17 protein-coding genes and 1 tRNA gene are annotated in these 23,020 nt (G+C 62.0%); 4 read left to right on the plus strand and 14 right to left on the minus strand.

Annotation, left to right across the window (positions count from 1 at the left end; translation table 11 throughout):
* Positions 1–381 precede the first annotated feature (381 nt).
* The 9 genes from clpX to YH63_RS19730 form a co-directional block, all read right to left on the minus strand.
* Positions 382–1,656, minus strand: coding sequence for an ATP-dependent Clp protease ATP-binding subunit ClpX (clpX, locus tag YH63_RS19685; protein ID WP_046829986.1), 1,275 nt, complete (start codon positions 1,654–1,656; stop codon positions 382–384).
* 319 nt (positions 1,657–1,975) lie between these two features.
* On the minus strand, positions 1,976–2,743 hold the full coding sequence (locus YH63_RS19690) for a hypothetical protein (protein WP_046829987.1): 768 nt from the start codon (positions 2,741–2,743) through the stop codon (positions 1,976–1,978).
* Positions 2,744–3,023: 280 nt separating this feature from the next.
* Positions 3,024–3,476, minus strand: a complete 453-nt coding sequence (locus tag YH63_RS19700) for a hypothetical protein (RefSeq protein WP_046829989.1) — start codon at positions 3,474–3,476, stop codon at positions 3,024–3,026.
* A 75-nt stretch (positions 3,477–3,551) separates the two neighbouring features.
* Positions 3,552–6,920 carry a CHAT domain-containing protein gene (locus YH63_RS19705; protein ID WP_046829990.1) on the minus strand — a complete coding sequence of 1,123 codons (3,369 nt, stop codon included), beginning with the start codon at positions 6,918–6,920 and terminating at the stop codon, positions 3,552–3,554.
* 270 nt (positions 6,921–7,190) lie between these two features.
* On the minus strand, positions 7,191–7,823 hold the full coding sequence (locus tag YH63_RS19710) for an ATP-dependent Clp protease proteolytic subunit (protein ID WP_046829991.1): 633 nt from the start codon (positions 7,821–7,823) through the stop codon (positions 7,191–7,193).
* Positions 7,824–8,067: 244 nt separating this feature from the next.
* Complete coding sequence (gene tig / locus YH63_RS19715; protein WP_046829992.1) at positions 8,068–9,426, minus strand: trigger factor; 1,359 nt, start codon at positions 9,424–9,426, stop codon at positions 8,068–8,070.
* A 432-nt stretch (positions 9,427–9,858) separates the two neighbouring features.
* A complete protein-coding gene (locus YH63_RS19720; RefSeq protein ID WP_052753920.1) occupies positions 9,859–10,434 on the minus strand; it encodes a hypothetical protein in 576 nt (191 codons plus the stop codon).
* A 17-nt stretch (positions 10,435–10,451) separates the two neighbouring features.
* Entirely contained in the window at positions 10,452–12,038 is a 1,587-nt protein-coding gene (locus YH63_RS19725) for a hypothetical protein (protein ID WP_046829993.1), read from the minus strand.
* 208 nt (positions 12,039–12,246) lie between these two features.
* A tRNA-Leu gene (locus YH63_RS19730) sits at positions 12,247–12,331 on the minus strand.
* Positions 12,332–12,515: 184 nt separating this feature from the next.
* Here YH63_RS19730 and YH63_RS19735 point away from each other — a divergent pair.
* Complete coding sequence (locus YH63_RS19735) at positions 12,516–13,859, plus strand: multicopper oxidase family protein (protein ID WP_046830317.1); 1,344 nt, start codon at positions 12,516–12,518, stop codon at positions 13,857–13,859.
* Positions 13,860–13,955: 96 nt separating this feature from the next.
* Here YH63_RS19735 and YH63_RS19740 read toward each other — a convergent pair whose 3' ends face one another.
* Positions 13,956–15,455 carry a bifunctional ADP-dependent NAD(P)H-hydrate dehydratase/NAD(P)H-hydrate epimerase gene (locus tag YH63_RS19740; RefSeq protein WP_046829994.1) on the minus strand — a complete coding sequence of 500 codons (1,500 nt, stop codon included), beginning with the start codon at positions 15,453–15,455 and terminating at the stop codon, positions 13,956–13,958.
* 385 nt (positions 15,456–15,840) lie between these two features.
* Between YH63_RS19740 and YH63_RS19745 the strand changes: the two genes are divergently transcribed.
* Together YH63_RS19745 and glnA are read left to right on the plus strand one after the other, a co-directional pair.
* Positions 15,841–16,179: a P-II family nitrogen regulator gene (locus YH63_RS19745; protein WP_046829995.1), complete on the plus strand. Its 339-nt coding sequence runs from the start codon at positions 15,841–15,843 to the stop codon at positions 16,177–16,179.
* 144 nt (positions 16,180–16,323) lie between these two features.
* Positions 16,324–17,733, plus strand: a complete 1,410-nt coding sequence (glnA, locus tag YH63_RS19750; protein ID WP_046829996.1) for a type I glutamate--ammonia ligase — start codon at positions 16,324–16,326, stop codon at positions 17,731–17,733.
* Between the two features lie 383 nt (positions 17,734–18,116).
* Here the strand turns inward: glnA and YH63_RS19755 are convergent, their stop codons facing one another.
* From YH63_RS19755 to YH63_RS19770, 4 genes are read right to left on the minus strand one after another with little or no spacing between them, the layout of a single operon-like run.
* Positions 18,117–18,593: a DUF1801 domain-containing protein gene (locus tag YH63_RS19755; protein WP_433995104.1), complete on the minus strand. Its 477-nt coding sequence runs from the start codon at positions 18,591–18,593 to the stop codon at positions 18,117–18,119.
* The gene (locus tag YH63_RS19760) at positions 18,562–18,774 is read right to left on the minus strand and encodes a hypothetical protein (protein ID WP_046829998.1); all 213 of its coding nucleotides are present in this window, start codon (positions 18,772–18,774) and stop codon (positions 18,562–18,564) included. Before YH63_RS19760 ends, YH63_RS19755 begins: the two co-directional genes overlap by 32 nt.
* A gap of 46 nt (positions 18,775–18,820) precedes the next feature.
* Positions 18,821–19,246, minus strand: a complete 426-nt coding sequence (locus tag YH63_RS19765) for an SRPBCC family protein (RefSeq protein WP_046829999.1) — start codon at positions 19,244–19,246, stop codon at positions 18,821–18,823.
* On the minus strand, positions 19,243–19,566 hold the full coding sequence (locus YH63_RS19770) for an ArsR/SmtB family transcription factor (RefSeq protein WP_046830000.1): 324 nt from the start codon (positions 19,564–19,566) through the stop codon (positions 19,243–19,245). Before YH63_RS19770 ends, YH63_RS19765 begins: the two co-directional genes overlap by 4 nt.
* 207 nt (positions 19,567–19,773) lie before the next feature.
* Here YH63_RS19770 and YH63_RS19775 point away from each other — a divergent pair, with 207 nt between their 5' ends.
* The gene (locus YH63_RS19775; RefSeq protein WP_137325254.1) at positions 19,774–22,449 is read left to right on the plus strand and encodes a DUF3772 domain-containing protein; all 2,676 of its coding nucleotides are present in this window, start codon (positions 19,774–19,776) and stop codon (positions 22,447–22,449) included.
* Positions 22,450–23,020: the final 571 nt, after the last annotated feature.

Consider the following 23,020-nt stretch of genomic DNA (forward strand, 5'->3'; position numbering starts at 1 on the left):
CCGCGACGCGACCTCTCCCTGCCCGGGTCGATTTGCTGCGAATCTCGCGAGGCTTTGCTCCGCAGCACATCATTAGGTGGCTATGGTGCATGGGGGTGTCAAGAGAGCGAAAACCCCTGCCAATCCAGTGTCCTGAATCCGAAGTTCGCTTCATTTTGCAGCACTTTCCGTAGCGAACTTCGGATTCACGAGGACACTGGCAATTATGGATTCCAGTGTGGCTTTGGTTCGCAAGTCCGCAAAAGAAAGCGCCGCAAATGATGCGGACTTGCGAACCGCCACACTGGCTTATTCTAACGTCGTAGAAGACAAAGAAACGGCTGCCGAGAGCGCTCTCGGCAGCCTGATCTGTTGATAACCTTGATGGTTCCGCAAGCCCTCTTACGCGCTGGCGCTGGTCTCCGCGGCGCGGTCGGAACGGTCCGCGTAAATGTACAGCGGACGCGCCGTCGCCTCGACCACTTCGCGCGAGATCACGACTTCCTCGACCCCTTCCAGGCCCGGAAGATCGAACATGGTCTCGAGCAGGATGCTTTCGAGGATCGACCGCAACCCGCGCGCGCCGGTCTTGCGCTCGATGGCCTTGCGGGCCACCGCGCCAAGCGCCTCGTCGGCGAAGGTCAGCTCGATGTTTTCCATCTCGAACAGCCGCTGGTACTGCTTCACCAGCGCGTTCTTCGGATCGGTCAGAATCTTCTTCAGCGAAACCTCATCCAGATCCTCGAGCGTCGCCACAACCGGCAGACGGCCGACGAATTCCGGGATCAGGCCGTACTTCAGCAAATCCTCAGGCTCGACCTCGCGGAAGATTTCGCCGGTGCGGCGGTCTTCCGGTGCCATCACCTGCGCGGCAAAGCCGATCGAGGTTGAACGGCCACGCGCAGAGATGATTTTCTCGAGGCCCGAGAACGCGCCACCGCAGATGAAGAGGATGTTGGTCGTGTCCACCTGCAGGAACTCCTGCTGCGGATGCTTGCGGCCGCCCTGCGGAGGAACGCTAGCCACGGTGCCTTCCATGATCTTCAGCAGCGCCTGCTGCACGCCCTCGCCCGACACGTCGCGGGTGATGGACGGGTTGTCGGACTTGCGCGAAATCTTGTCGATTTCGTCGATGTAGACAATGCCGCGCTGCGCACGCTCGACGTTGTAGTCGGCCGCCTGCAGCAACTTCAGGATGATGTTCTCGACGTCCTCACCGACGTAACCGGCTTCGGTCAGCGTCGTCGCGTCGGCCATCGTGAACGGCACGTCCAGAATGCGGGCGAGCGTCTGCGCGAGCAGCGTCTTGCCCGAACCGGTCGGACCGATCAGCAGGATGTTCGACTTCGCAAGCTCAACGTCGTTGTGCTTGGTCTGATGGTTGAGGCGCTTGTAGTGGTTGTGGACTGCAACCGAGAGCACCTTCTTGGCGTGCTGCTGACCGATCACATAGTCGTCCAGAACCTTGCAAATCTCCTTCGGCGTGGGAATGCCGTCGCGCGACTTCACCAGCGACGACTTGTTCTCCTCGCGGATAATATCCATGCACAGTTCGACGCATTCATCGCAGATGAATACGGTCGGGCCCGCAATGAGTTTGCGGACTTCGTGCTGGCTCTTCCCGCAGAACGAGCAATAGAGAGTGTTCTTTGAATCGCTCGTACCGACCTTGCTCATTCCAATCTCCGTCCGCCGCTCGATCTTGTCTCAGGGGTTTGCCCCATCCCGGCACACACCGGAATAATGTGTAGATAGAGCAAAAACCGTACCAAAAAAGACCCACCACTCCATTTGCCGCACGAATCACGGCTCAATCGAATCCCGATCCTCGATACCTAGCCAACCATGGTGCCACCCGACTATCAAGAATTCGCTAATCACCGAAGTACCCAACACTGTGATCTTGGCGCAATTTTGCGCGTTTTCAGGCGTTTAGGTTGTCGAATTCAGTGCAGCGTTGCGGGAATAACACGCGTCTTGGACCGTTGGAACTCCGCTAGGCGCCCAGGATTCCCTTGAGGCCCGCATATATCGAACCTGCGGCTGTGGACAAGATGCCAATTAGGGGCCCTGCGGTCCTCATCAGGTCCTGAATAATCCTGGCGCGGCGGCGAAGCTGGTCCTCTCCGACATACGGCCCAAGCAGCCGCGCCGCGCGATAGGCCGCGGCGTTTGGCTTGTCGCCCTGCGACAGCGAACTGGCCAGAAGCTGCAACATCAGGAGGCCGAGGATGTTTCCGGTCAGGAACGCGAGCGCGATGCTCGCCGAATACTCCAGCACTTCGCGCCACTCGATCCAGGATGCCGGCAAGATCGGAACGTGGTCGTTCAGGCCGGTGACGGTCAGCATGCAGAACACGCTCAACAGCGCCGTGATGATCCCGACGAGGGCCGCGCCGCGATAGCCGACCTTCTGGACCGCGAAGATCGCAAACCCGAACGGCAGCGGAATCAGCACCGAGGCGATACGCAAATACAGCGGCGACACGTTCAGCACGATGGTGACGATAATATGCGCCGCGACCAGCAGGATCGCCGGAATCAGGATGTAGCCGATGCTGTGAATGAGGAGGTATCTGACCGGATGCCGCCGCCGGTAAAGCCGCGCGCTGACGCTGTCGAACTCACGCCGGATCTTTTCGATGTCTTCGACGATGTCCTCGATTTCGAGGAGCACCGGGCGCACCACGCGCAGGTCACGCGAGCAGTGCTTGCACACCAGCGCCTCGTCTTTCACCTTCTCGGCGCAAAACGGACACTCCATCAGGCGGCCGAAGCGCGAGACGTGAGACTACAGAACTCGAAAGTGCCGAACCCGGACATATCAACTCCGCCGCAGTGAGATGCGCCGGCGGCGCGGGAGCCCTGCAAGCTCCGCTTTCGCCTGCTCCAGTTCCTCGCCGGCCATGGCACGCTTGCGGACAAGGTCATCCCGTTCGGCAATCAGCGATTCCGGAATGGCGATGTCGCGCGAACAGGAACTGCACACGAGTGCGTGCAGGACATTGGGCTGTGCGCAAAAGGGACAGTCGGCCGGCATGCGCTCAGGGCGCGACTTTGAGGGTGAAGCTGGTGCTCGCGCTGCGGCCTTCGGAATCCTTCACGTCGACACGAATGACGTGATCGCCGGCCGGCAGTTCCGCATCGGGCATGTCGATCCCGTCCGGCTTCACGAACGGCTTGAGCCGCGGTGTCAGATCGACCGACGGGCTTTTCATGTACGTCACTTTCAACGAGTCCGTATCGATCTTGGCCCCGCCGAAAGATTCGAACTTCAAGTGCAGGCGCATCGGCGATTTCGACGGACTCGCGGCCGGGACATGCGCAACCTTGGGGCCGCGCGTGATGCCGCGGGTGGCAACCGCGACCGCGCCTTTCGGCGGCGGCAGGTTGGCCTCGTCGGCCGAAATAAGGACCGTTCCGGCGTTGACCGGCGTGGCAACTGTCAGAGCAAAGCCAGTTGCCAGAACCGCAACCTGCAATAACGACCGTCGCATTCGCAAATCTCCTCCCCGCAATAAACCATTCTACCGCACGGCAGAGCCATCCGGAAGATGTGCCGCCGCTCTTCCTTAACGCCCGCCGCCGTCGCCGATGATCGAATACGGCGCCCAGAACAGCGGATGGGCGTAGGCGAATTCGGTCTTGCCATCGGAGCCGAGGTAGCCCGGTCCATCCGCGAGCGCCATCATCGCCTGCCGCAGCGCCTCTCCGCGCGTCAGTTTTGGATCGGTCGCCTGCCGCTTGAACAGGTCGGTCACCAGTTCACGCGCCGACTGCGAATGCACCGACCAGTTCGTCACCAGCAGCGCGCGGGTGCCTGCGTAGAAGAACGCACGCCCAAGACCCGAGGCGGCTTCCGCGCCCGCCCCGGCTCCCGCAGCCGTGTTACAGGCGGACAGCACCACCCAGTCGGCGTCGAGCTTTAGCGACAGGATTTCTTCCATCGTCAGCAACCCGTCGCCGTCGGAATCCGACAACGCGGGCGCGGACAGCGCCAGCGCCGGTTGCGTCAGTCCGTCCAGTTCGCCGGGGACCAGTCCATGGGTCGCGAAGGCGACGATCTTGAACCCCGAAAGGTCCATCGACTTCACCTTCTTCTCGTTTGCGTCCTTGCCGAGGTTGAGAACCTTGGTCGGGTCCGCCTGCAGCGCCAGCGCGATCGACGTCAGTTCCTCGGACGTGTCCGGCAGGCGCGGCAACTGGCCGAGTTGCGCGCTGTCGACGCCCTCAAGCTGCGGACTGTTGCGCCGCTTCAGCGGCACGCCGCGCGTAGCAATCGATGCGTCGGCGACCTGAATCAGCTTGTCGGTCTTCGCCGCATCGTCAGCCTGCTCCTTGCTGAAGTAAGGATCGCCGAATGCAATCAGATCCTGCCGCGTCGTCTTGCCCGCCGGCAGCTTGCGCAGGGTCTGCAGCGCGGATGCCGACGGCACCAGCGTGACGGCATGGGTTCGCGCCAGCCACGGCACGTTGCGGTAACTTGCAAACAGCGGATCGTCGTCCGTCTTGACCTCCGCCGTTGCGGTCGGCAGCAGCGACAGCGGCAACAGACCGAGCGCGCCGTTGGTCACGACGATCAGGCTTTTCGCCGGCTTCCAGCTGCTTTCCAGCGGCCTGAGCAAATCGTCGTAGAGCTGCGACGCCAGCTTCACGTCGAACGGAGGAATATCCGAGATCATCGCCGCCTTCGGCTCCAGCGCCTCGCGTAGCTTGGTCACGGTCGTGTTCAGGTCGCCGAGCGTCATCTTGATCCGCGCGAACTGGACCGGGGCACCCTTCCGCACCACCCAGACGAAACTGTCGAAGCGGCCGAAATAGAACGACAGCAGCGCCTCGTCGTCCGTGAGCTGCTTTTGCAGATCACCCGCGTTCGGCGGCGGCGGGTTCACCAGATTGCCGTAGTCGGGGAACTTCTTCGCAATATCGGTCAGCGTCTGCGCACGCGCCGCCTGCAACGCGGCGATTTCCGCCTGCGTTACCTTGACCGCCTTCTCCTCGCGTTCGGCAGGCGGAAGCGTCAGCAGGTTGTTCAGCGTGGCAACCGCCGCGCCGATCCGCTTTTCGCTGTCCTGCGACGCACGCATCAACTTGGCGAGTTCCGGATTGCTGGTGGACGCACGGGCGGACGACGCCTGCAACGCGCGCTGCACGGATTGCCCGCGCAGCAAGTCCGCATAGCCGAAGGTTTCCTCTGCGGCGTTCGCAGGCGCGGCCGCCGGGTTGAGCGCCAGCGTGCGGAGATAACCCTCGACCACGAAACGAACGCGACCTTCGCGCGCCGCGGCCGTCGATCCGCTGTCGTCATCGCTCCCGCCGGATGCCGTCTGCAGCACCGGGATCGAGTCCCTGAACGCCTGCAGCGCCTCGGCCGTCTTGCCCTTGCGCGCCAGCGTCACGGCGTAATAGCCGCGCGCGACTGCCGTATTGAGGCTCTTGTCGCCGGAGCGTGCCTTTTCGCGCTCGTACGACCGTTGCGCGATTTCAAGCGCGTTGTCGTAGTTGCCCTGTGTGAGCATGATGGAGACACGGGCAAGACCGCCGCTGACGGCTTCGCGGCGGGACGGCTCCCACTTCGCGGTCCAGACGTCGACCTGATCGTAGAGCTTCGTCGCCTCCTCGTACTTGCGTTGCAGGTTCAGAATCTGGGCGAGGAAGACATTGGCGTTGACCAGTTGGCCGGAGTCGTCGGCGTAACCGAGCCCCTTGTAGATATCGACGACTTCACGCTGAAGCTGCTCCGCTTCCGCGTAGCGGCCCTGCTCCTGAACAACGTAGACGAACACCGAGAGAATTCCCGCGGTATCCGCGTGGAATTTTCCGGACTTGCTGAGGCGGCTGAGAAGCGCGCGCCGCACCTCCGCCTCGCCCTCGCCGACACGCCCCTGCTTGACCTTGGTGCGGCCTTCAAAGGCCATGCCCCAATCGATGAACCGCTCCATCTCACCTTCGGCGGGCTTGCTCTCCCATTGCGATGAGGTCGCGAGCGCGTTCGTGTAGAACACGGCGGACTTGCGATACGCGGCCTCCGCGTCGGCATATCGGCCTCTGGCCTCGGCGACCCGCGCCGTGCCGTCCTCCAGAATGGCCTGCCAGACCATCCCGTAGATCGGAAATACCGGCCACCGCCGCGCCTCGTTCATCAGATTGCGATTCCGTGCGACGTAGGATTCCGCTGCGTTCACGTCGCCGGACTGGAGCGCGAGGATCGTCAGGGCATTATGGAGTCCGAACAGGCGCCCCTTGCCCTTGGGCAAGGCGGAGAACGTGGCAACCTGCTTGGTGTACATGGCCATGGCGCGCTTGTTCTCGCCCTTGTCGCGCAGGCGGCGGATCAGGAACTCCTCGTAGCGGCTCCCAACGGTCTTGTAGTCGGCGCCCTTGCCGTGTGTGACCGCCAGTTCCGCGTCGGCCAGCGCATCGCTGCTGCGACCGACGAGCGTCCGGGCCTGTCCTCGCTTGTAGTGGAACGCCGCAAGCTCGTTCCCTTTCAAGCCGGCGGGCACCGGCGCATCGGCCGTCGCCGTGAGTTCGGCGATCTTGGCCGGGTCAGGCTTCTGTTGATCGAGAATGGCCGTGATGTCCGAAACCGTGCGCGGAGGTGCGACCAGAACCGCATTGCCCTTCGCCAAAGCCGCTGCGCCCGCCGCAATGTCTTCCTTGCTCGGCGCCGACACCTTCGAGGCATCGAACAGCGCAGCCTTCGGCCGCGCGGCCATCATCGCATTGCGCACACAGGGCGTCGCGGCAGCCTTCGCCCGCGCCATGCACCCGTCGTGCTGTCCGCCACTCTGCCTGCAGGCCATGTAGGTCGGCTTGCCGATGGAAGCGCGGCAGCGCTCGCGGGCCTGCTCGAGCTGTGCGGAGGCTGGAACAATGGCTGTGAGTGAGCAGAGCGAAAAGAGGATCGCGGCCACGCCGCTCTTTGCAGCTGTCATCATGGCTTGCTCCGGACGTTGACGTTCTCACCGGGAATGCGGTCCGGAGCGCAATTGGATGCCGCCTAAAATAAACATCGAAAATAAGACGGGCCCAACAATCCCGGATCAATTGGAATAATTAGCTGCCAAGAACGGGAGCCGGTCAAGCACAGCGCGGGTGCGGCACCAAAAAAGCATGCGCCATACCCCAAATGGGTGAGGCGTTCATGCAAAAACGGACGCCCGAGGGGCGTCCGTTTTTCAATTCACAACCAGGCCGCGAGTTTCGCGTTACGGCAGCTTCGGCGTCGCTTCCTCTGCGCGCTTTTCGATCACCTTGTCGACGATGCCGAAGTCGCGGGCCATCTCGGCGGTCAGGAACTTGTCGCGCTCCAGCGCATCCTCGATCGCCTTGAAGGTCTGGCCGGTGTGCTTGACGTAGATTTCGTTCAGCCGCTTCTTCAGGTTCAGGATTTCCTGAGCGTGCAGCATGATGTCGGTCGCCTGGCCCTGGAAACCGCCCGACGGCTGATGGACCATGATCCGCGAGTTCGGGAGCGAGAAGCGCATGTCCTTCTCGCCGGCTGCGAGCAGCAGCGAACCCATCGACGCCGCCTGGCCTGTGCACAGGGTCGAGACCGGCGGACGGATGAACTGCATGGTGTCGTAGATCGCCAGACCCGATGTCACCACGCCACCCGGCGAGTTGATGTACATCGAGATTTCCTTCTTCGGATTCTCGGCTTCCAAAAACAGGAGCTGCGCGACGACCAGCACCGACATGCCGTCCTCGACCGGACCGGTCACGAAAATGATGCGCTCTTTCAGGAGGCGCGAGAAAATATCGTACGCCCTCTCGCCGCGGTTGGTCTGCTCGACCACCATCGGCACGAGGTTCATGTAGGTTTCAACGGGATCGCGCATTTATCACCTGAAGGTTGGCGGAGGCAGGGCGTAATGCCTCGTGATGCAGAAAGGTTGGGCACTACAGATATGGACCGGTGGCCCGGCCACAAGAGCGAAAAACCAGCATCGGCAAATGCCGACGGTGCACCAGTTGAAGCCGATTCGGCAGGGCCCGCAAAGCAGCGCGGGCTCGCCGCGCCGCTCATTTCGCCGGTATCGTTAATGCGAACCCAATCCCCGCAACAGGGACCGGGACTCACATTCAGGCGGCGGTCTTGTCTTCTTCTTCCTTGAGCAGATCGTCGCGCGTGACCTTCTTCTCGGTCACGTTGGCGAGTTCGAGAATGAAGTCGACGACCTTGTCCTCGTAGATCGGCGCGCGAAGCTGGGCCAGCGCGTTCGGATTGCTGCGATAGAAATCCCAGACTTCCTTTTCGCGGCCCGGCGACTGACGTGCGCGATCGATCAACGCGCGGCTGACTTCGTCGTCCGTGACGGTGATCTTGTTCTTCTCGCCGATCTCGGAGAGCACGAGGCCGAGGCGAACGCGGCGATCCGCGATCTTCTGGTATTCGTCCTTGGCCTTTTCCTCGGTGGTGTCTTCGTCGGCAAAGCTCTTGCCGGTCGACTCCATCTCGGCCTGGATCGAATTCCACATCAGCTTGAACTCTTCCTCCACCAGCGACGGCGGCGGATCGAAGCGATGCGTCTCGTCGAGCTTGTCGAGCAGCACGCGCTTGACGCGCTGGCGCGACGCACCGGCGAATTCAGCCACCAAACGCTCGCGCATGGCTTCCTTCAGCTTGTCGAGCGATTCCATGCCGAGGTTCTTGGCGAACTCGTCATCGACCTTCGACTCCTGCGGCGCCTCGATCAGGCTCGCGGTGGTCTCGAACTCGGCGTCCTTACCGGCCAGATGTTCCGCAGTGTAGTTCTTCGGGAACGAGGCCTTGACGTTGCGGGTCTCGCCCGCGGCGATGCCGATCAACTGGTCTTCGAAGCCCGGAATGAACGTGCCCGAACCGATCACCACCTGAATGCCTTCGCCGGTGCCGCCGTCGAACAGCGCGCCGTCGATGGAGCCCTTGAAGGCCACGGTGACGCGGTCGCCCTTCTCAGCCTTCGCGCCTTCTGCCTTCGCGGCATAGGGGCGGCTCTGGTCCGCAATGCGCTTCAGCGCTTCTTCGACGTCGGCGTCGGTGACTTCAGCCACCGGCTTTTCGACATTGAAGCTCTTGAAGTCAGCCAGTTCTATCGCCGGAACGACTTCGATGGCGACCGAGTAGTTCAGGTCGGACTTGCCGGCCAGAATATCTTCGATTTCCTTTTCCTCGGTCGGCATCGTGACCTTGGGCTCGGTGGCGAGACGGAAACCGCGCTCGGTGAATATCCCGGCGTTGGTGTCACGAATCAACTGCTCGACGGTCTCGGCGGCAACCGAGCGGCCATAGACCTTCTTGAGATGGGCGACAGGAACCTTGCCGGGACGAAAACCGTTCAGCTTCACCTTGTCCTTCATGTCGACAAGACGGGCATCCACCTTGGCATCGATATCCGACGCGGGAACGCTGACCTTGAACTCGTGCTTCAATCCCTCGGCGAGGGTTTCTGTGACCTGCATGGCGTCGATCTTCTTCCAGCTTGACCCGGCGGCGCCGGGTCGTTGTCAATGTGTTGGACGCAGCACCAGTCGGCAACGAGGCCGAGCGGCATGCATCGGTGGCGCGGCGGACGCGTGCCCCAACGGAACACCTTCCTCCAGAATTACTGCGCGAATGCGCCGGGTGCGGGCGGAGAGCCCGTTGCCGCACCACAATCCTTTGATATTGTTGGGTTTCTTGACGGAAAAGCGGTCAATCCATCCCAATTTGTATCGCAGTCTGTATCCAGTCTTCCGGCAAGCTGGAATACACGGATTCCGATGCTCATCGCATGATCCAAGCGTTGGTTCAAGCTGACATATGGCAACGTGCATCCGGCGCAAGATGCAGTCTCCGGCGGCAGGACCGGCGGTTCCGGATCATCGTTCCCGCCTGTTGTCAGCCTGTCTGCCTCACAAGCCGATCGCCACCTCCGCCCACTTGGCGATGGTGTCGCTGTTGAGGAATTCGATCACGCCAGGTTCGACCGCAGCGGGACGATCGTTCCCGACAATGGCCGTCGCAACGATGGCATCGCAGCGATCGTTGAACGCCACCGCGAGCGAGGACCTGCGCGTCCATCCCGGCGCCGCGAGCGTGTAGCCCCGGCTGCGGCCCTTCATCCAGCGGACGCTGATCGGCTGACCCGGGCCGGTTGCTGACGGCTTCTCGCCCATCAGATTGAAATCACTCAGACGCGCAAGCTCGTCGTCATCCGATACGCCGGTCGTGCAATTGCAGAAACCGATCTTGGCGCGGATGTAGAGGTTGACTTCGACGCCACAGTTGGCCGCCGCGCAGCGGAACGCTTTTCCCTTCCCCCACTCGTCCGTCGGAAACGGCCATTGCACTTCGGCCCACGCCGGCTGGCTTTTCGGGGCCTGCGCTCCGCTCCGGTTCAACAGCGGCCAGGCATCAGACGTGTACGCCCCGGCCAGACCGCCGAGCGCAAGGCCCGCTATCGCGGCGATGGTGACAGTTCGTGTCATCGTCTAGTTGCTCGCCTCTAGTTGCCCGCAACAAATTTCCTCGCGTCCGCCAGCGCCGGCCTGTCGGAATTCGCGTCGACCGCCTGCGCCAGCAATTTTCCATAAGCCTCTTTCGCTTTCGCCTTGTCACCTACCACCTCCGCGGCCTTTGCGGCTCCGGCATAGCCGTTGAAGCGGTTAGGCTCCTTGGCCATCGTTATCTCGAACGCCGCGAGCGCCTCCTTGGCCATGCCGCGATCGAGCAGCATGAAACCATACAGTTCGCGCGCCGGCGCCAGCGGCCCCGGCGTAACCGGCGACTTTTCGGTTTTATCCTCCGCAGCAACGGCGACTGTCATCGCCTTCAGTGCCTCGTCGTGCTTGCCTTCGGCGTACAGTATCCAGGCGGACGCCACCTGCTCCTGCACATCGACCTGAGCGGCCCAGTAATCATTCTTCGCGTTCCGCAGTGCGTCGCGCAGTTCGGCAAGCTTTGCGGCATCCGCCTTCGCCGCGGCCGGATTGCCCGAATGCGCCGCGCCGAGCGCCCGCGCAAAATGCGTCACCGCCACCGCGTGCGGAAACTTGCTCTGCTCCACGTCGAGATTGGCGGCTGCCGCCCAGTCACCGCGCTCCACAACATACCGCGCCGGCGACGCCGCGCGCGCGAACGCGGCAGCGAATGCATCTGGGCCGAATTTCATCGCTTTGACGTTCTCAACGATGTCACGCGCCTCCTTGTCCTGACCGAGTTGCAGGTAGGCGTAGACCAGATAATCCTCGCCGTGCATCTGATCGCCGGCTTCCTTGCTGGTTTTCGCAGCGTCGACCGAAGCCGCGTTCGCCCCGATCGAATCCCGCCAGTATCCGACACGCGTGAAAATGTGCGACGGCATATGCTGCGCATGCGGCGCGTTCGGCGCAATCTTCGCGTAGCGCAGCGCCGCAGGCAGACCTTTCTCGGCGATGGGCGGATAATCGTAGAGGTGGATCAGATAATGAGCGACGCCGGGATGCTGCGGCGCGCGTTCGAAAATGGGTTGCAGAATGGCCGCGCCCTTGAGCTGGTTGGCGTAGGTCTTGTCGGTGGCGGGAGCGCCGACATTCAGCGCGATGGCGTAGAAGATCTGCGCCTCGTCGTCGTCGGGATAACGCGTCGCCAGCGCTTCCATCGCCTTCACGTAAGACTGCACGCGCGCCTGATGCGGGATCTTGTCGTAATCGACATACATCACCGCCAGCGCGTCGATGTAATCGCGCTCGCGCTGTGTCTTCGCGCCCATAGCCTTCGCCTTTTCAATTGCCGCGAGACCGAGCGGCAGATTTGGCGCGGGCACGGCGAGGTGCGGATTGTTCAGGAGAGACAGCGCAATACCCCAATAGGCGATGGCGCATTCTGGATCGGCTTTGAGCGTTTCGTCGTAGATTTCCTTCGACGCCGCGTACCAGAACGAGTGCTGGTAGCGCATCGCGCGATCGAACCGCCGTTGCGCCGTCTCGTTGCACGAAGTGGCAAAATGAACTTTGCCCAATCTCTGTTCGGAGTCGTCCTGAGCAACAGCGGGCGCGGCGGATCCAAATAAGGAAACGCATGCAAAAATAGTTGCTATCGGCAATGCACGCATGGACGTTCTCCCTTGGCAGGTGAAGCGGTCGCGGATTCCCATTGCACGTGATGTCGCGAGCTTAGGCGCGAACGGTATCCGGCTCAACGCGCGCGGTGACTCATTTTTCGGTCAAGGTCGCTGACGGACTTCCGCAACGCGCACGGCGCAGCACGGCTGTTTGCAGCCGCCCTGCGGGGTCGATGAGCAAAAATAGAGAGGGATGATGTGGTGCGGGCGGAGGGACTCGAACCCCCACATCTTTCGACGGCAGAACCTAAACCTGCTGCGTCTACCAATTCCGCCACGCCCGCACGGCGCTTGCATTCAACGGCACAGCCGCGAGCGGCGGGCTTATAACATGAGGCAACCGGTTCGCGAGCCAAAAAATGACTTTCGCAACGCGGTCTTAGCGGACGGTTACACCTCCTACCAGCGGCCAAGCGCCCGCTGGACATCGGGGCGGGAACATGGTCCGCATCAGCCATGAAAACTACCATGACAAATCGGGTCTTTTTGCCCTCCAGACGCGCTCTGCTGGCAGGGCTCGGCGGTACTGCCCTCGCATCCGGGCTTCGGCTGCCTGCCTTTGCTCAGGGAAAAGCATTGGCTCAACCCGGCCCGGCTCTGCAACTGCGGGCGCGGCCCGCGACGGCGGCCCTCGGCGCGGGCCTGCCCCAAAGCCCGGTCTGGGCGCTTGAGCCCGCAAATGGAGTTGCCGCCACCGGTCCCTTCCGGTTCGGCAAGGGCGACCTCGCGGTTACGCTATCAAATGAACTCCCGGCCCCCATCGTCCTGAATTGGCTCGGAATTGACGGTGCGCAGGCTGCTGCCCCGCTGACCGGACTTGCGCCGATCCCACCGGGCGGCCGCGCCTCCTTCACCCTGCCTCTGCGCCAGGCCGGAGCGATTCTGGTCAATGCACAACTCCTTGGCGACGCTGCCGACCGGCCCGTGTCCGCCCGCGCACTCATTGTGGAGGACAGCCCACCGGTTCAAGCCGACCGCGACGAGGTGCTGCTGATCGAGGAATGGCGCGTGAAAGCCGACGGCAGCGCCATCGCGCCGGGCCGCAGCCCGGACGGCACCACTGCGGTCTACACCGTCAACGGACAACCGCGTTTCGACCTGACCGCCAAGGTCAACGAACGGCTGCGCCTGCGCTTCATCAACGGCTGCGCACGCTCGCCCCTCGGCCTGCGGATCGAGAACCATGACGTGCGCGTCATGGCGATCGACAGCCAGCCGTCCGAACCCTTCCCCGCGCGCGACGGCCAGTTGGTGCTGGCGCCCGGATCGCGTGTCGATGTTCTGATCGACGCCACGCGCGCGCCGGGAACCGTCTCACCGATCATCCTGCACGACGGCACCGGTCCACGAACCATCGCGCAACTCACCATGTTGAACGACACGCCGGTTCGCGCCGCGCCGCTGCCGCAGGCTGAAGCGCTGCCCTCGGGCAACCTGCCCGCGCGTCTCGACCTGAAGGGCGCACTCCGCACCGATCTGCCGCTCGATCCGAACGCGCAGTGGATCGCGCCGCTCAAGTTCGATGCGGCGACCGCGCCCGCGTATCGCGTCAAACGCGGACGCACCGTGGTGATGGCGATCACAAATCCAACCGCCGCGCCGGTCGTCTTCCGCCTGCACGGCCATCATTTCCGCCTGCTCGACCGGCTCGACGACGGCTGGAAGCCGTTCTGGCTCGACACGCTGATATTCGACAAGGGCCAGACCCAGCGCATCGCGTTCCTTGCTGACCACGCAGGCCGTTGGCTGATAGAAGCGACCGCGATGAACTGGGCCGCGCCGAAGCTCGTGCGCTGCTACGCGGTGGAATAAAACAGAAACTTTCCTCCGCTCATTCCCGCGAAAAGCGGGAATCCAGTGCATGAAGAACTGGGTCCCCGCTTACGCGGGGACGAGCGGACAGAGAGTTCAATACGCAATCCCGAGTTCATCGTAGAGATTGCGCAGCACCGCAGGCAGCACTTCCGGAAGATCTTCCGCGATCAGGCCCGGACCGAATTCATGTCCTGCTTCGCCATGCATCCACGCCGCGATGCAGGCCGCCTCGAGCGCCGGCACACCCTGCGCCAGCATGCCGCCGATGATCCCCGCTAGCACATCGCCCGATCCCGCCGTCGCCAGCCATGGCGGCGCATTGGCCGTGATCGCCGCACGGCCATCCGGCGCGGCGATCACCGTGTCGGCACCTTTCAGCAGAATCACAGCACCGGATTGAACCGCAGCTAGCCGCGCACGTTCAAGCTTCGACGCATGTGGATAACCAGAACCCAACTGACTGAACAGGCGTCCAAATTCTCCGTCGTGCGGAGTGAGGATAACCTGTGGATCGTCCTGATTTTTGATTGTCTCAAACAGCCTCTCCGGATCGTCCGCGAAGCTCGTCAGCGCATCGGCATCGAGCACAACGCCGCACCGCGCGGACAATGCGGCACGGACCATGTCGCGCGTGCGCTCGCCGATCCCCGCCGCGGGTCCGATCACGCAGGCGTTGAGCCGCCGGTCCGCCAACAGTTCAGCGAACTGCTGCGGCGTTTCCGTCTCGCGAACCATCACCGCCGTCAGCGCGGCCGCATTGACCGCGAGCGCATCGCGCTTTGAGGCCACCGTGACGAGGCCCGCACCTGCACGCAGCGCCGCTCGCGCGGCCAACCGCGCCGCCCCCGTCGAGACCATATCTCCCGAGACAACCACCGCATGCCCGCGTGCATATTTGTGGCCGTCGGCCTGCGGCGACGGGAAAATATCAGCCCACAGGTCAGGGACATTCTCGAATGTCTTCGGCGCGATCGCATCGAGCACGTCGGGCTCAATGCCGATGTCGGCGACATCGGTCTCGCCGCAATACGCACGGCCCGGCAGCAGCAGGTGCCCCGGCTTGCGCCGGAAGAACGTGACCGTGGCGGATGCCTCCACGGCAATGCCCATCACCTCTCCCGTGTCGCCGTTGACGCCGCTCGGCAGATCGACGCTGAGAATCGGAACGCCGCTCGCATTCATCGCCTCGATCATCGCGCAAGGATCGCCCTTCACCGGGCGATTGAGACCCGCGCCGAACAGAGCGTCGATAATGAGGTTGGGCTGGCCGAGCGCCGCCGGATCGCAGGACAGCACCGGGCCTTTCCACTCAGCGGCTGCGAGCGCCGCATCCCCCTTCAGGGTCGCGCGGTCGCACAGCAGGATGACGGAGACGTCCCGCCCTTTTGCGGCGAGTTCGGCGGCGGCGATGAAACCGTCGCCGCCATTGTTGCCGCGACCGGCCACCACCAGGATCCGTCCGCGCTCCGCCATCGCTTCGGCGGCCTGCGCCACCGCCTGCCCGGCGCGGCGCATCAATGAGAAGCCGCTGGTGCCGCCCGCGATCGCAGCCTGATCGGCGCTTGTCATTTCCGAGACCGTCAGGATTTCCATTCGCCGCCCGCCTGTTCGCTTCGCCTTATCCTCAGGCACTCTGGTGGGGAGAGCCGGAAAGTGTCAGGCTATTTTTTGTGCATTTGCCTAATTCATAGCCTTCCACTCTGGCGGCAGAAGCCACACAAAGAGGCAAAGCCACCACTAACTGTATGATGTTCTTGCGCAATCCAATGTCTTAATAAACTGGCACAGACCCTGCTTTTAGGGGGTGGCTTTCGGATTGTCTCACCCACCTGCAAACGCTGGCGGGCGCAGCCGTCATTTCCGGGTTGTTCGCCTGCCCGCGACGATGATGCTAACGGACGAACCGACGTGACGAGCGCGTGCATCGCGCGATATGGAAGTACAGACAGGCCAGTTGGAAGTGCCGGGGAGACGCTAAGTGAAAAAGATCGAGGCCATCATCAAGCCCTTCAAGCTCGACGAGGTGAAAGAAGCCCTTCAGGAAGTCGGAATTCAGGGCATCACGGTCACCGAGGCCAAGGGCTTCGGCCGGCAGAAGGGTCACGCCGAACTTTATCGCGGCGCGGAATACATCGTGGATTTCCTTCCGAAGGTCAAAATCGAGATTGTGGTCGGCGACGATCTTGTCGAGAAAGCCATAGACGCGATAAGGCGTGCCGCGCAAACTGGCCGCATCGGCGACGGAAAGATTTTCGTATCCAACATCGAAGAAGCCATCCGCATCAGAACGGGAGAGTCCGGGCTCGACGCCATCTGACCTGATTTCAGCCTGACCCACCTCGCCTCGCCGGCGGCAGCCTCCTGCCGCCCGAGGCTTCTCACTGTAATTCTCGCTGCACCTTGTTCTCGGTGCATCCAATCCACAACACGACAAACGACCAAGCAGACATAAGGGGTATTCATGAAGACCGCCAAAGACGTCCTCAAGTCGATCAAGGACAACGACGTCAAGTACGTCGACCTGCGTTTCACCGATCCGCGCGGCAAGTGGCAGCACGTCACGTTCGACATCTCGATGATCGACGAGGAAATCTTCGCCGAAGGCACGATGTTCGACGGCTCATCGATTGCCGGCTGGAAGGCGATCAATGAATCCGACATGACGCTGATGCCCGACCCGACCACGGCGACGATCGATCCGTTCTTCGCCGAGACCACCATGGTCATCGTCTGCGACATTCTCGAGCCGTCGACCGGCGAACCCTACAACCGCGACCCGCGTGGCATCGCCAAGAAGGCCGAAGCCCAGGTCAAGGCGATGGGCGTCGGCGACACCGTGTTCGTCGGCCCGGAAGCAGAGTTCTTCGTGTTCGACGACGTGCGTTTCCAGACCACGCCGTACAACACCGGCTTCAAGCTGGACTCCTCCGAACTGCCGACCAACTCGGACACCGAGTATGAAGGCGGCAACCTCGGCCACCGCATCCGCAACAAGGCCGGCTACTTCCCCGTTCCGCCGCAGGACTCGGTGCAGGACATGCGCTCGGAAATGCTCGGCTCGATGGCCAAGATGGGCGTCAAGGTCGAGAAGCATCACCACGAGGTCGCTTCCGCCCAGCACGAGCTCGGCATGAAGTTCGACACCCTGACCCACATGGCCGACCAGATGCAGGTCTACAAGTATTGCATCCATCAGGTCGCGCACATCTACGGCAAGACCGCCACCTTCATGCCGAAGCCGGTCTATGGCGACAACGGCTCGGGCATGCACGTGCATCAGTCGATCTGGAAGGACGGCAAGCCGACCTTCGCCGGCAACAAGTACGCCGACCTCTCCGAGACCTGCCTCCACTACATCGGCGGCATCATCAAGCACGCCAAGGCCATCAACGCCTTCACCAACCCGTCGACCAACTCGTACAAGCGTCTGGTCCCGGGCTATGAAGCGCCGGTGCTGCTCGCCTACTCGGCGCGCAACCGTTCGGCCTCCTGCCGCATCCCCTACACCACCAACCCGAAGGCGAAGCGCGTCGAAGTGCGTTTCCCCGATCCGATGGCCAACCCCTACCTCGCCTTCGCGGCGATGCTGATGGCCGGCCTCGACGGCATCAAGAACAAGATCGATCCGGGCCCGGCGATGGACAAGGATCTGTACGATCTGCCGAAGGAAGAACTGAAGACCATTCCGACGGTGTGCGGTAGCTTGCGCGAGGCACTCGAAAGCCTCGACAAGGATCGCGGGTTCCTGAAGGCCGGCGGCGTGTTCGACGACGACTTCATCGACAGCTTCATCGAGCTGAAGATGACCGAGGTCGAGCGTTTTGAGATGACCCCGCATCCGGTCGAATTCGAAATGTACTACTCGCTGTAAGCTGCGAGCTTTCACAGCTTCTCACAAACATCAAAGGCGTACCGAAAGGGACGCCTTTTTTGTTTTGGAAAGTCGCGATGTGGTTCGATGCAATTACACATCCGATGTCGTCCCCGCGGAAGCGGGGACCTATAACCACCGAACGACTTGATGACGGTGATTGCCCCAGCATCTCACTTAAATCGAGAACTCAGGGAGTATGGGTCCCCGCTTTCGCGGGGACGACATAGAGGAACATTGTGGGCGATAACTCAAATCGCGAGATCGTCATCACCGGGCTTGACCCGGTGATCCACGTCTTCCTTTACTGATGGCCAAAGACGTGGATGGCCGGGTCAAGCCCGGCCATGACGAACGAGAAATCTTGCACGAAAGCTATCGCTTCATGTCCTCTTGCTTTGGCTTACTTTCGCTCGCACGCCCGCAGGCGCTTTCTTCGCCGGTACCTTCTTCCTAGACTGATTAAACTCAATCGCGGCCCGAACAAGATTTTTCAGAGCACGCTGATCGACCTTGTCGCCTTCGAAAACATCGATCGCGCGCCACACCTTGCCCTCTAAACCCGCGTTGAACAGCTTGTCAGGGTCCGGGAGGCTCGCGCCGTGGGCAAAGGTCAGCTTCACCTTCTCCTTGTGGGCGTTGCCGACCGCGATGATGCCGTCGCGCTCCCACACCGGGCTTCCCATCCACTTCCATTCCTCGATAATCTCCATGTCGGCATCGAGGATGGCCTTGCGGATGCTGGCGAGCGTTTTGCCGCGCCAGTCCGTAAGTTTCGCGATCAGTGCGTCGATCTTTTCCGATGGCATCACTGGATCATGCCCGTCACTATTCGCCGACCCGCCGCGCACCGACAACATACGGCAGCATGAACATGTACAGGCCGCTAAACAGCAGCAGGAACAGCGGCGGCAGTGGAGAATAGACCACCCATGCGGGAGGTTCTCCCATTGCCATGGCAACGAAGTTGGCGATCACGGTCAAGGTAAAGATCATCGACAGCCAGCGGTGAATCTGCCGAACCCACATATTCCAGTTCAATGTAACCTCCTCTCTGAAGACGAGCCAAAGCGCAGCGCGGCAAACGTCAGTCCGCCCGCGCCAGCATTTCATCCAGCTTCGTGAAGAACTGCTGCCAGCCGTGCTTGGCGCCGCCGAAGGCCTGCTTCTGGTCCGGCCGGAAGCCCGACTGCTCCATGCGCAGGTGCGTCCCCGTGCGCGTCGGGGTGAGCGTAAAGGTCACCACGCTGGTCAGATTGAACGCCGCATCGTCGTGCGCAAAATTCCAGGTGTAGGACAGCGTCCTGTTCGGCTCGACGGCGAGCACCTCGCAATCAAGCACGCCACCCCAGTCGCCCTTCAGATTGAAGCTGTGGCCCACGACGGGCTTGAAATCGTTCTTCATGAGCCACTCCTCGATCAGGTGTGGTTGCGTGAGCGCGCGCCAGAGCTTCTCCGGCGGAAAAGACATTTCACGTTCGACAACGACAGAGAGCGTTTCAGTGCTGCTCATTGGTCCATCCTCTTGAGTAGGTTTTCGAGATCGTCGAACCGGTTCTCCCAGAATCCGGCCATCTGGCTCGTCCAGTCGATCAGCGGGGCCAGCGCACCGAGTTGCGCGCTGTAATGGGTCTGGCGTCCTTCATGGCGGTCGAGCACCAGCCCGGCCTGCTTCAGAACGCCGAGATGCTTGGAAACGGCCGGTTGCGAGATCCCGGCTTGAGCTGTTAGCGCCCCGACAGTCTGCTCTCCGCCGCGGCACAAGCGCTCGAAGATCGCCCGCCGGGTCGGATCGGCGAGCGTTCTGAACAGCATATCGTGAGCGTTTGGCATTCTTGATCAATAACTCTGTGGCTATGGATTAACGTATAGCCAGCGAGCTATGAGTCAGTCAAGCCCGGAACGCGAGCGGCGCAACCATCCCAGGACCACATCGCCTCAAACCATGGAACTCAGTGTCTTCTTTGGCCACCCGCGAACAGAACATCGCCGTGTTTGTGCGGCATGAGCGTCGATTAATTCGATGAATCAAGGACGATAATGAATATCCGGACTATTGCCGTTTTTCTCGCTCTCGCATTGACGCCGTGCGCCACTCTTCAGGCTGCGACCCCTGCGCCGACGCCCGCTCCCCCGGCTGCGAAAGGAGCTGAAAGCCCCGCCACGGCAGCGCCCGCCCCTGCAACGCCGCCGGCGAAGGAAGCGCTTCCCGAAGTTCCGGCGCCAACCTATCCGAGCGCCGTCGCCAGTCTCAACGGCTGGAAGCAAACGCTCGACAGTGTCGAATGGCTATTGCAGTTGGGCATCACGGACGAAGCCAGACTGACCCAAATTCGCGACCAGATTACCGAGGCGCAAAAGGGGGCGCGTGACCTTATCGCCTCCATGACGCAGGGGCTCAACGAGGCGACTGAACGAGCTGCCGGATTGGCGCCGGCTGAAAAGGATACAACGCCACAGTCCGACGAGGTCAAACTGGAGCGTGCCAAGCTGCTGGCCGAGATTGCCGCGCGGCAGAGCATCGTTCAACAGGCCAACCTGATCAACGTGCGCGCGCAGCAGTCGCTCGATCTTATCTCGGAGCGCCGCCGCGCCCGGTTCACGGACACGGTTTTCAAGCGCTCCCCCAGTCTGATCAATCCCTCGTTCTGGGTGCGTGTTGCCGAGGAGATTCCGCCCGCAACAACCCGGCTGATTGAGCTTGCATCCCGATGGATCGGCGTCTTGACGGAGCAGCCGCTTCGCGCCGCGTCGGGCTTCGCAATTGCCGTCGTTGTCTTGCTCGGCTTTTTCCTGTCGCCGTGGCGGCGCTGGCAAGCGCGCTGGACGACCCGCGATGCGGTGATCACCGAGCCTTCTGCGCTCCGTAAGACAAGTTCTGCGGCGGTCATCGTTCTCGCCAACACCCTGATCCCCGGCACCTGTTTGCTCGTGCTCTATCAATCGCTGATTGCGCTCGGCGTTTTGCCCGACGAAGTCAGTGCGATCGCACGGCCACTATTTGGCGTCGTCACCTTTGCGTTCTTTTTCTATAGCCTCGCGACCGCCACGCTGGCGCCAGATCGACCAGCCTGGCGCTTGATCGATCTTGACGACGAGATCGCCGGCAAGCTGGTTTCGGTCGCGGCCCTGCTTGGCATCGCGGCCTGCTTTGGCGTCCTGCTTCAGGGCCTCAATCGTGCGATTGGCGCTCCGGCCGAACTATCGGCAGCCAGCGAAGGCGTGGTCGCGTTGACCAAGGCTTTCCTGTTCATGGCCGCATTGCGCATCGCGGCCCACACTGGAAACGAAGACGACAAGGAAGAAGAGTTCGTAGCAAAGGCCGCCAAGCGCTCGGCATGGCATCTCTTGATTCCGCTCGGCTGGCTGCTCGCGGCAACCGCGGTGCTTGGGCCGCTGGCCGGCTTTGTCTCGTTCGGCGGGTTCGTCGCGGGGGAGTTGACACTTGTTGTCGTCGTGCTGATGGCTGCTGTTCTGCTCAGCCGTTTTGCCGACGCATTGATCGCCGCGACGTTTTCCTATTATGGAACCGTGGGCCGCTTCCTGCGGCAGACGGCGGGACTCAGCAGCCCCGCGGTACGCCAGATTGCCGCCCTGCTGAATGGCTTCAATCAGTTGGCCTTGATTGCATTCGCCGTGTTCATGGTCCTCGCCACATGGGGGATCAATTTCGACGATGTGTTCGGATCGTTGTCGTCGGCGTTCTTCGGATTTTCGATCGGCAAGTTCACGATCTCGCCGTCGGCAATTCTCGGCGCGATCCTCGTGCTGATCATCGGCGTCGCGGCAACCCGCGCGATCCAGTCTTGGCTCGAATCCCGCTTCCTGCCTGAGACCAATCTCGACTTCGGTGTCCGCAGTTCCATTCGCACCGGCGTCGGCTACATCGGCATCATTCTGGCCGTCATCATTGCGCTATCGTATGTCGGCCTCAATCTGCAGAACATCGCCATTGTCGCCGGCGCACTATCGGTCGGTATCGGTTTCGGCCTGCAGTCGATTATCAATAACTTCGTGTCGGGCCTGATCCTGCTGGTCGAACGGCCGATCAAGGTTGGCGATCGCATCGAGGTCGGCGCCCGCATGGGCGTCGTCAAACGCATCAACGTTCGCGCGACCGAGATCGCCACCTACGACAACGTCTCGGTCATCGTTCCCAACGCCGACCTGATCAGCGGTCAGGTCGTCAACTGGATGCACGGCAGCTATATGGCGCGCCTGTCGGTGAAGGTCGGGACATCCTACAACGCCGATCCGGACCACGTCATCGCGGTCCTGCTCGACATCGCCAGCAGTCATCCACGGACACTGAAATCGCCCGCGCCATTTGCGAACCTCGGCAACTTCGGCGCGGACGCGCTGGAATTTGCGGTGTTCTTTCATGTCGCCAATATCGGCGCCGACGGCGGTGTCGCTGACGAGATACGGCTCGAAATCCTCAGGCGGTTTCGCAAGGAAGGCATCGAAATGCCCCTCGCCCAGCGCGATCTTCATCTTCGCGATCTCGACAGGATCGAAGCTCTGGTGCGTACGGTTGGCAGAGGCAACCGCTCCGGCTCCCGGCGTGAACGAAATGAAGACGCCGACTTCGATCGGGCGGGGACCGACAACGGCAAGACCGATCGTGCCAGAAGTGATCGTGACAAGAGCGACCGTGCCAAGGCTGACAGCGTCAAGACGGATGGCACAAGAACCGCCAAGGAAAGCTGGCAGTAGGCGTAGAACGGATTGCGCGAAGCAAGGCTGTAACCGTCAACACACTATGACGGAAACCAAAGGCTGGATTGTTTCGCGCTTCGCACCTCGCAATGACGGTGTATCAACACCATCGATGTCGTCCCCGCGAAAGCGGGGACCCATAACCACCAAACGATGTGATGATAGCGAGAAGATCGCTTCGGCATTTTCCCACTCGTCATTCCGGGATGCGCCTCTTGGCGCAGGCCCGGAATCCATGACTGGCTTGCAATCGCGGGTATGGATTCCGGGCTCGCGCGAAGGCGCGCGCCCCGGAATGACGGCGGGTGGTTCATTCCGGCTACGTCTCCAGAAACATTTCGTGATGGGGATACCAATCCGCGCACTCTGGACCGCGCTTAAGTTCGCGATGTCCTGTTCGTGAGGGGCGCTTCTCGAGGGCGCTTTTGAAGCGGAACAGGATGCGGCGCCTGCGCGCACGGTTCGCACCCGTTGCGTCCGGGAGGCTGGGGTCACCGTCCGGGCCAACTACGTGGCTCTGCCGTTCGCGGCTGGACGTCGGTGAGGACGAAGGCGGCGAAAGCCGGCC

This window comes from Afipia massiliensis (assembly GCF_001006325.2).
Taxonomy (GTDB): domain Bacteria; phylum Pseudomonadota; class Alphaproteobacteria; order Rhizobiales; family Xanthobacteraceae; genus Afipia; species Afipia massiliensis_A.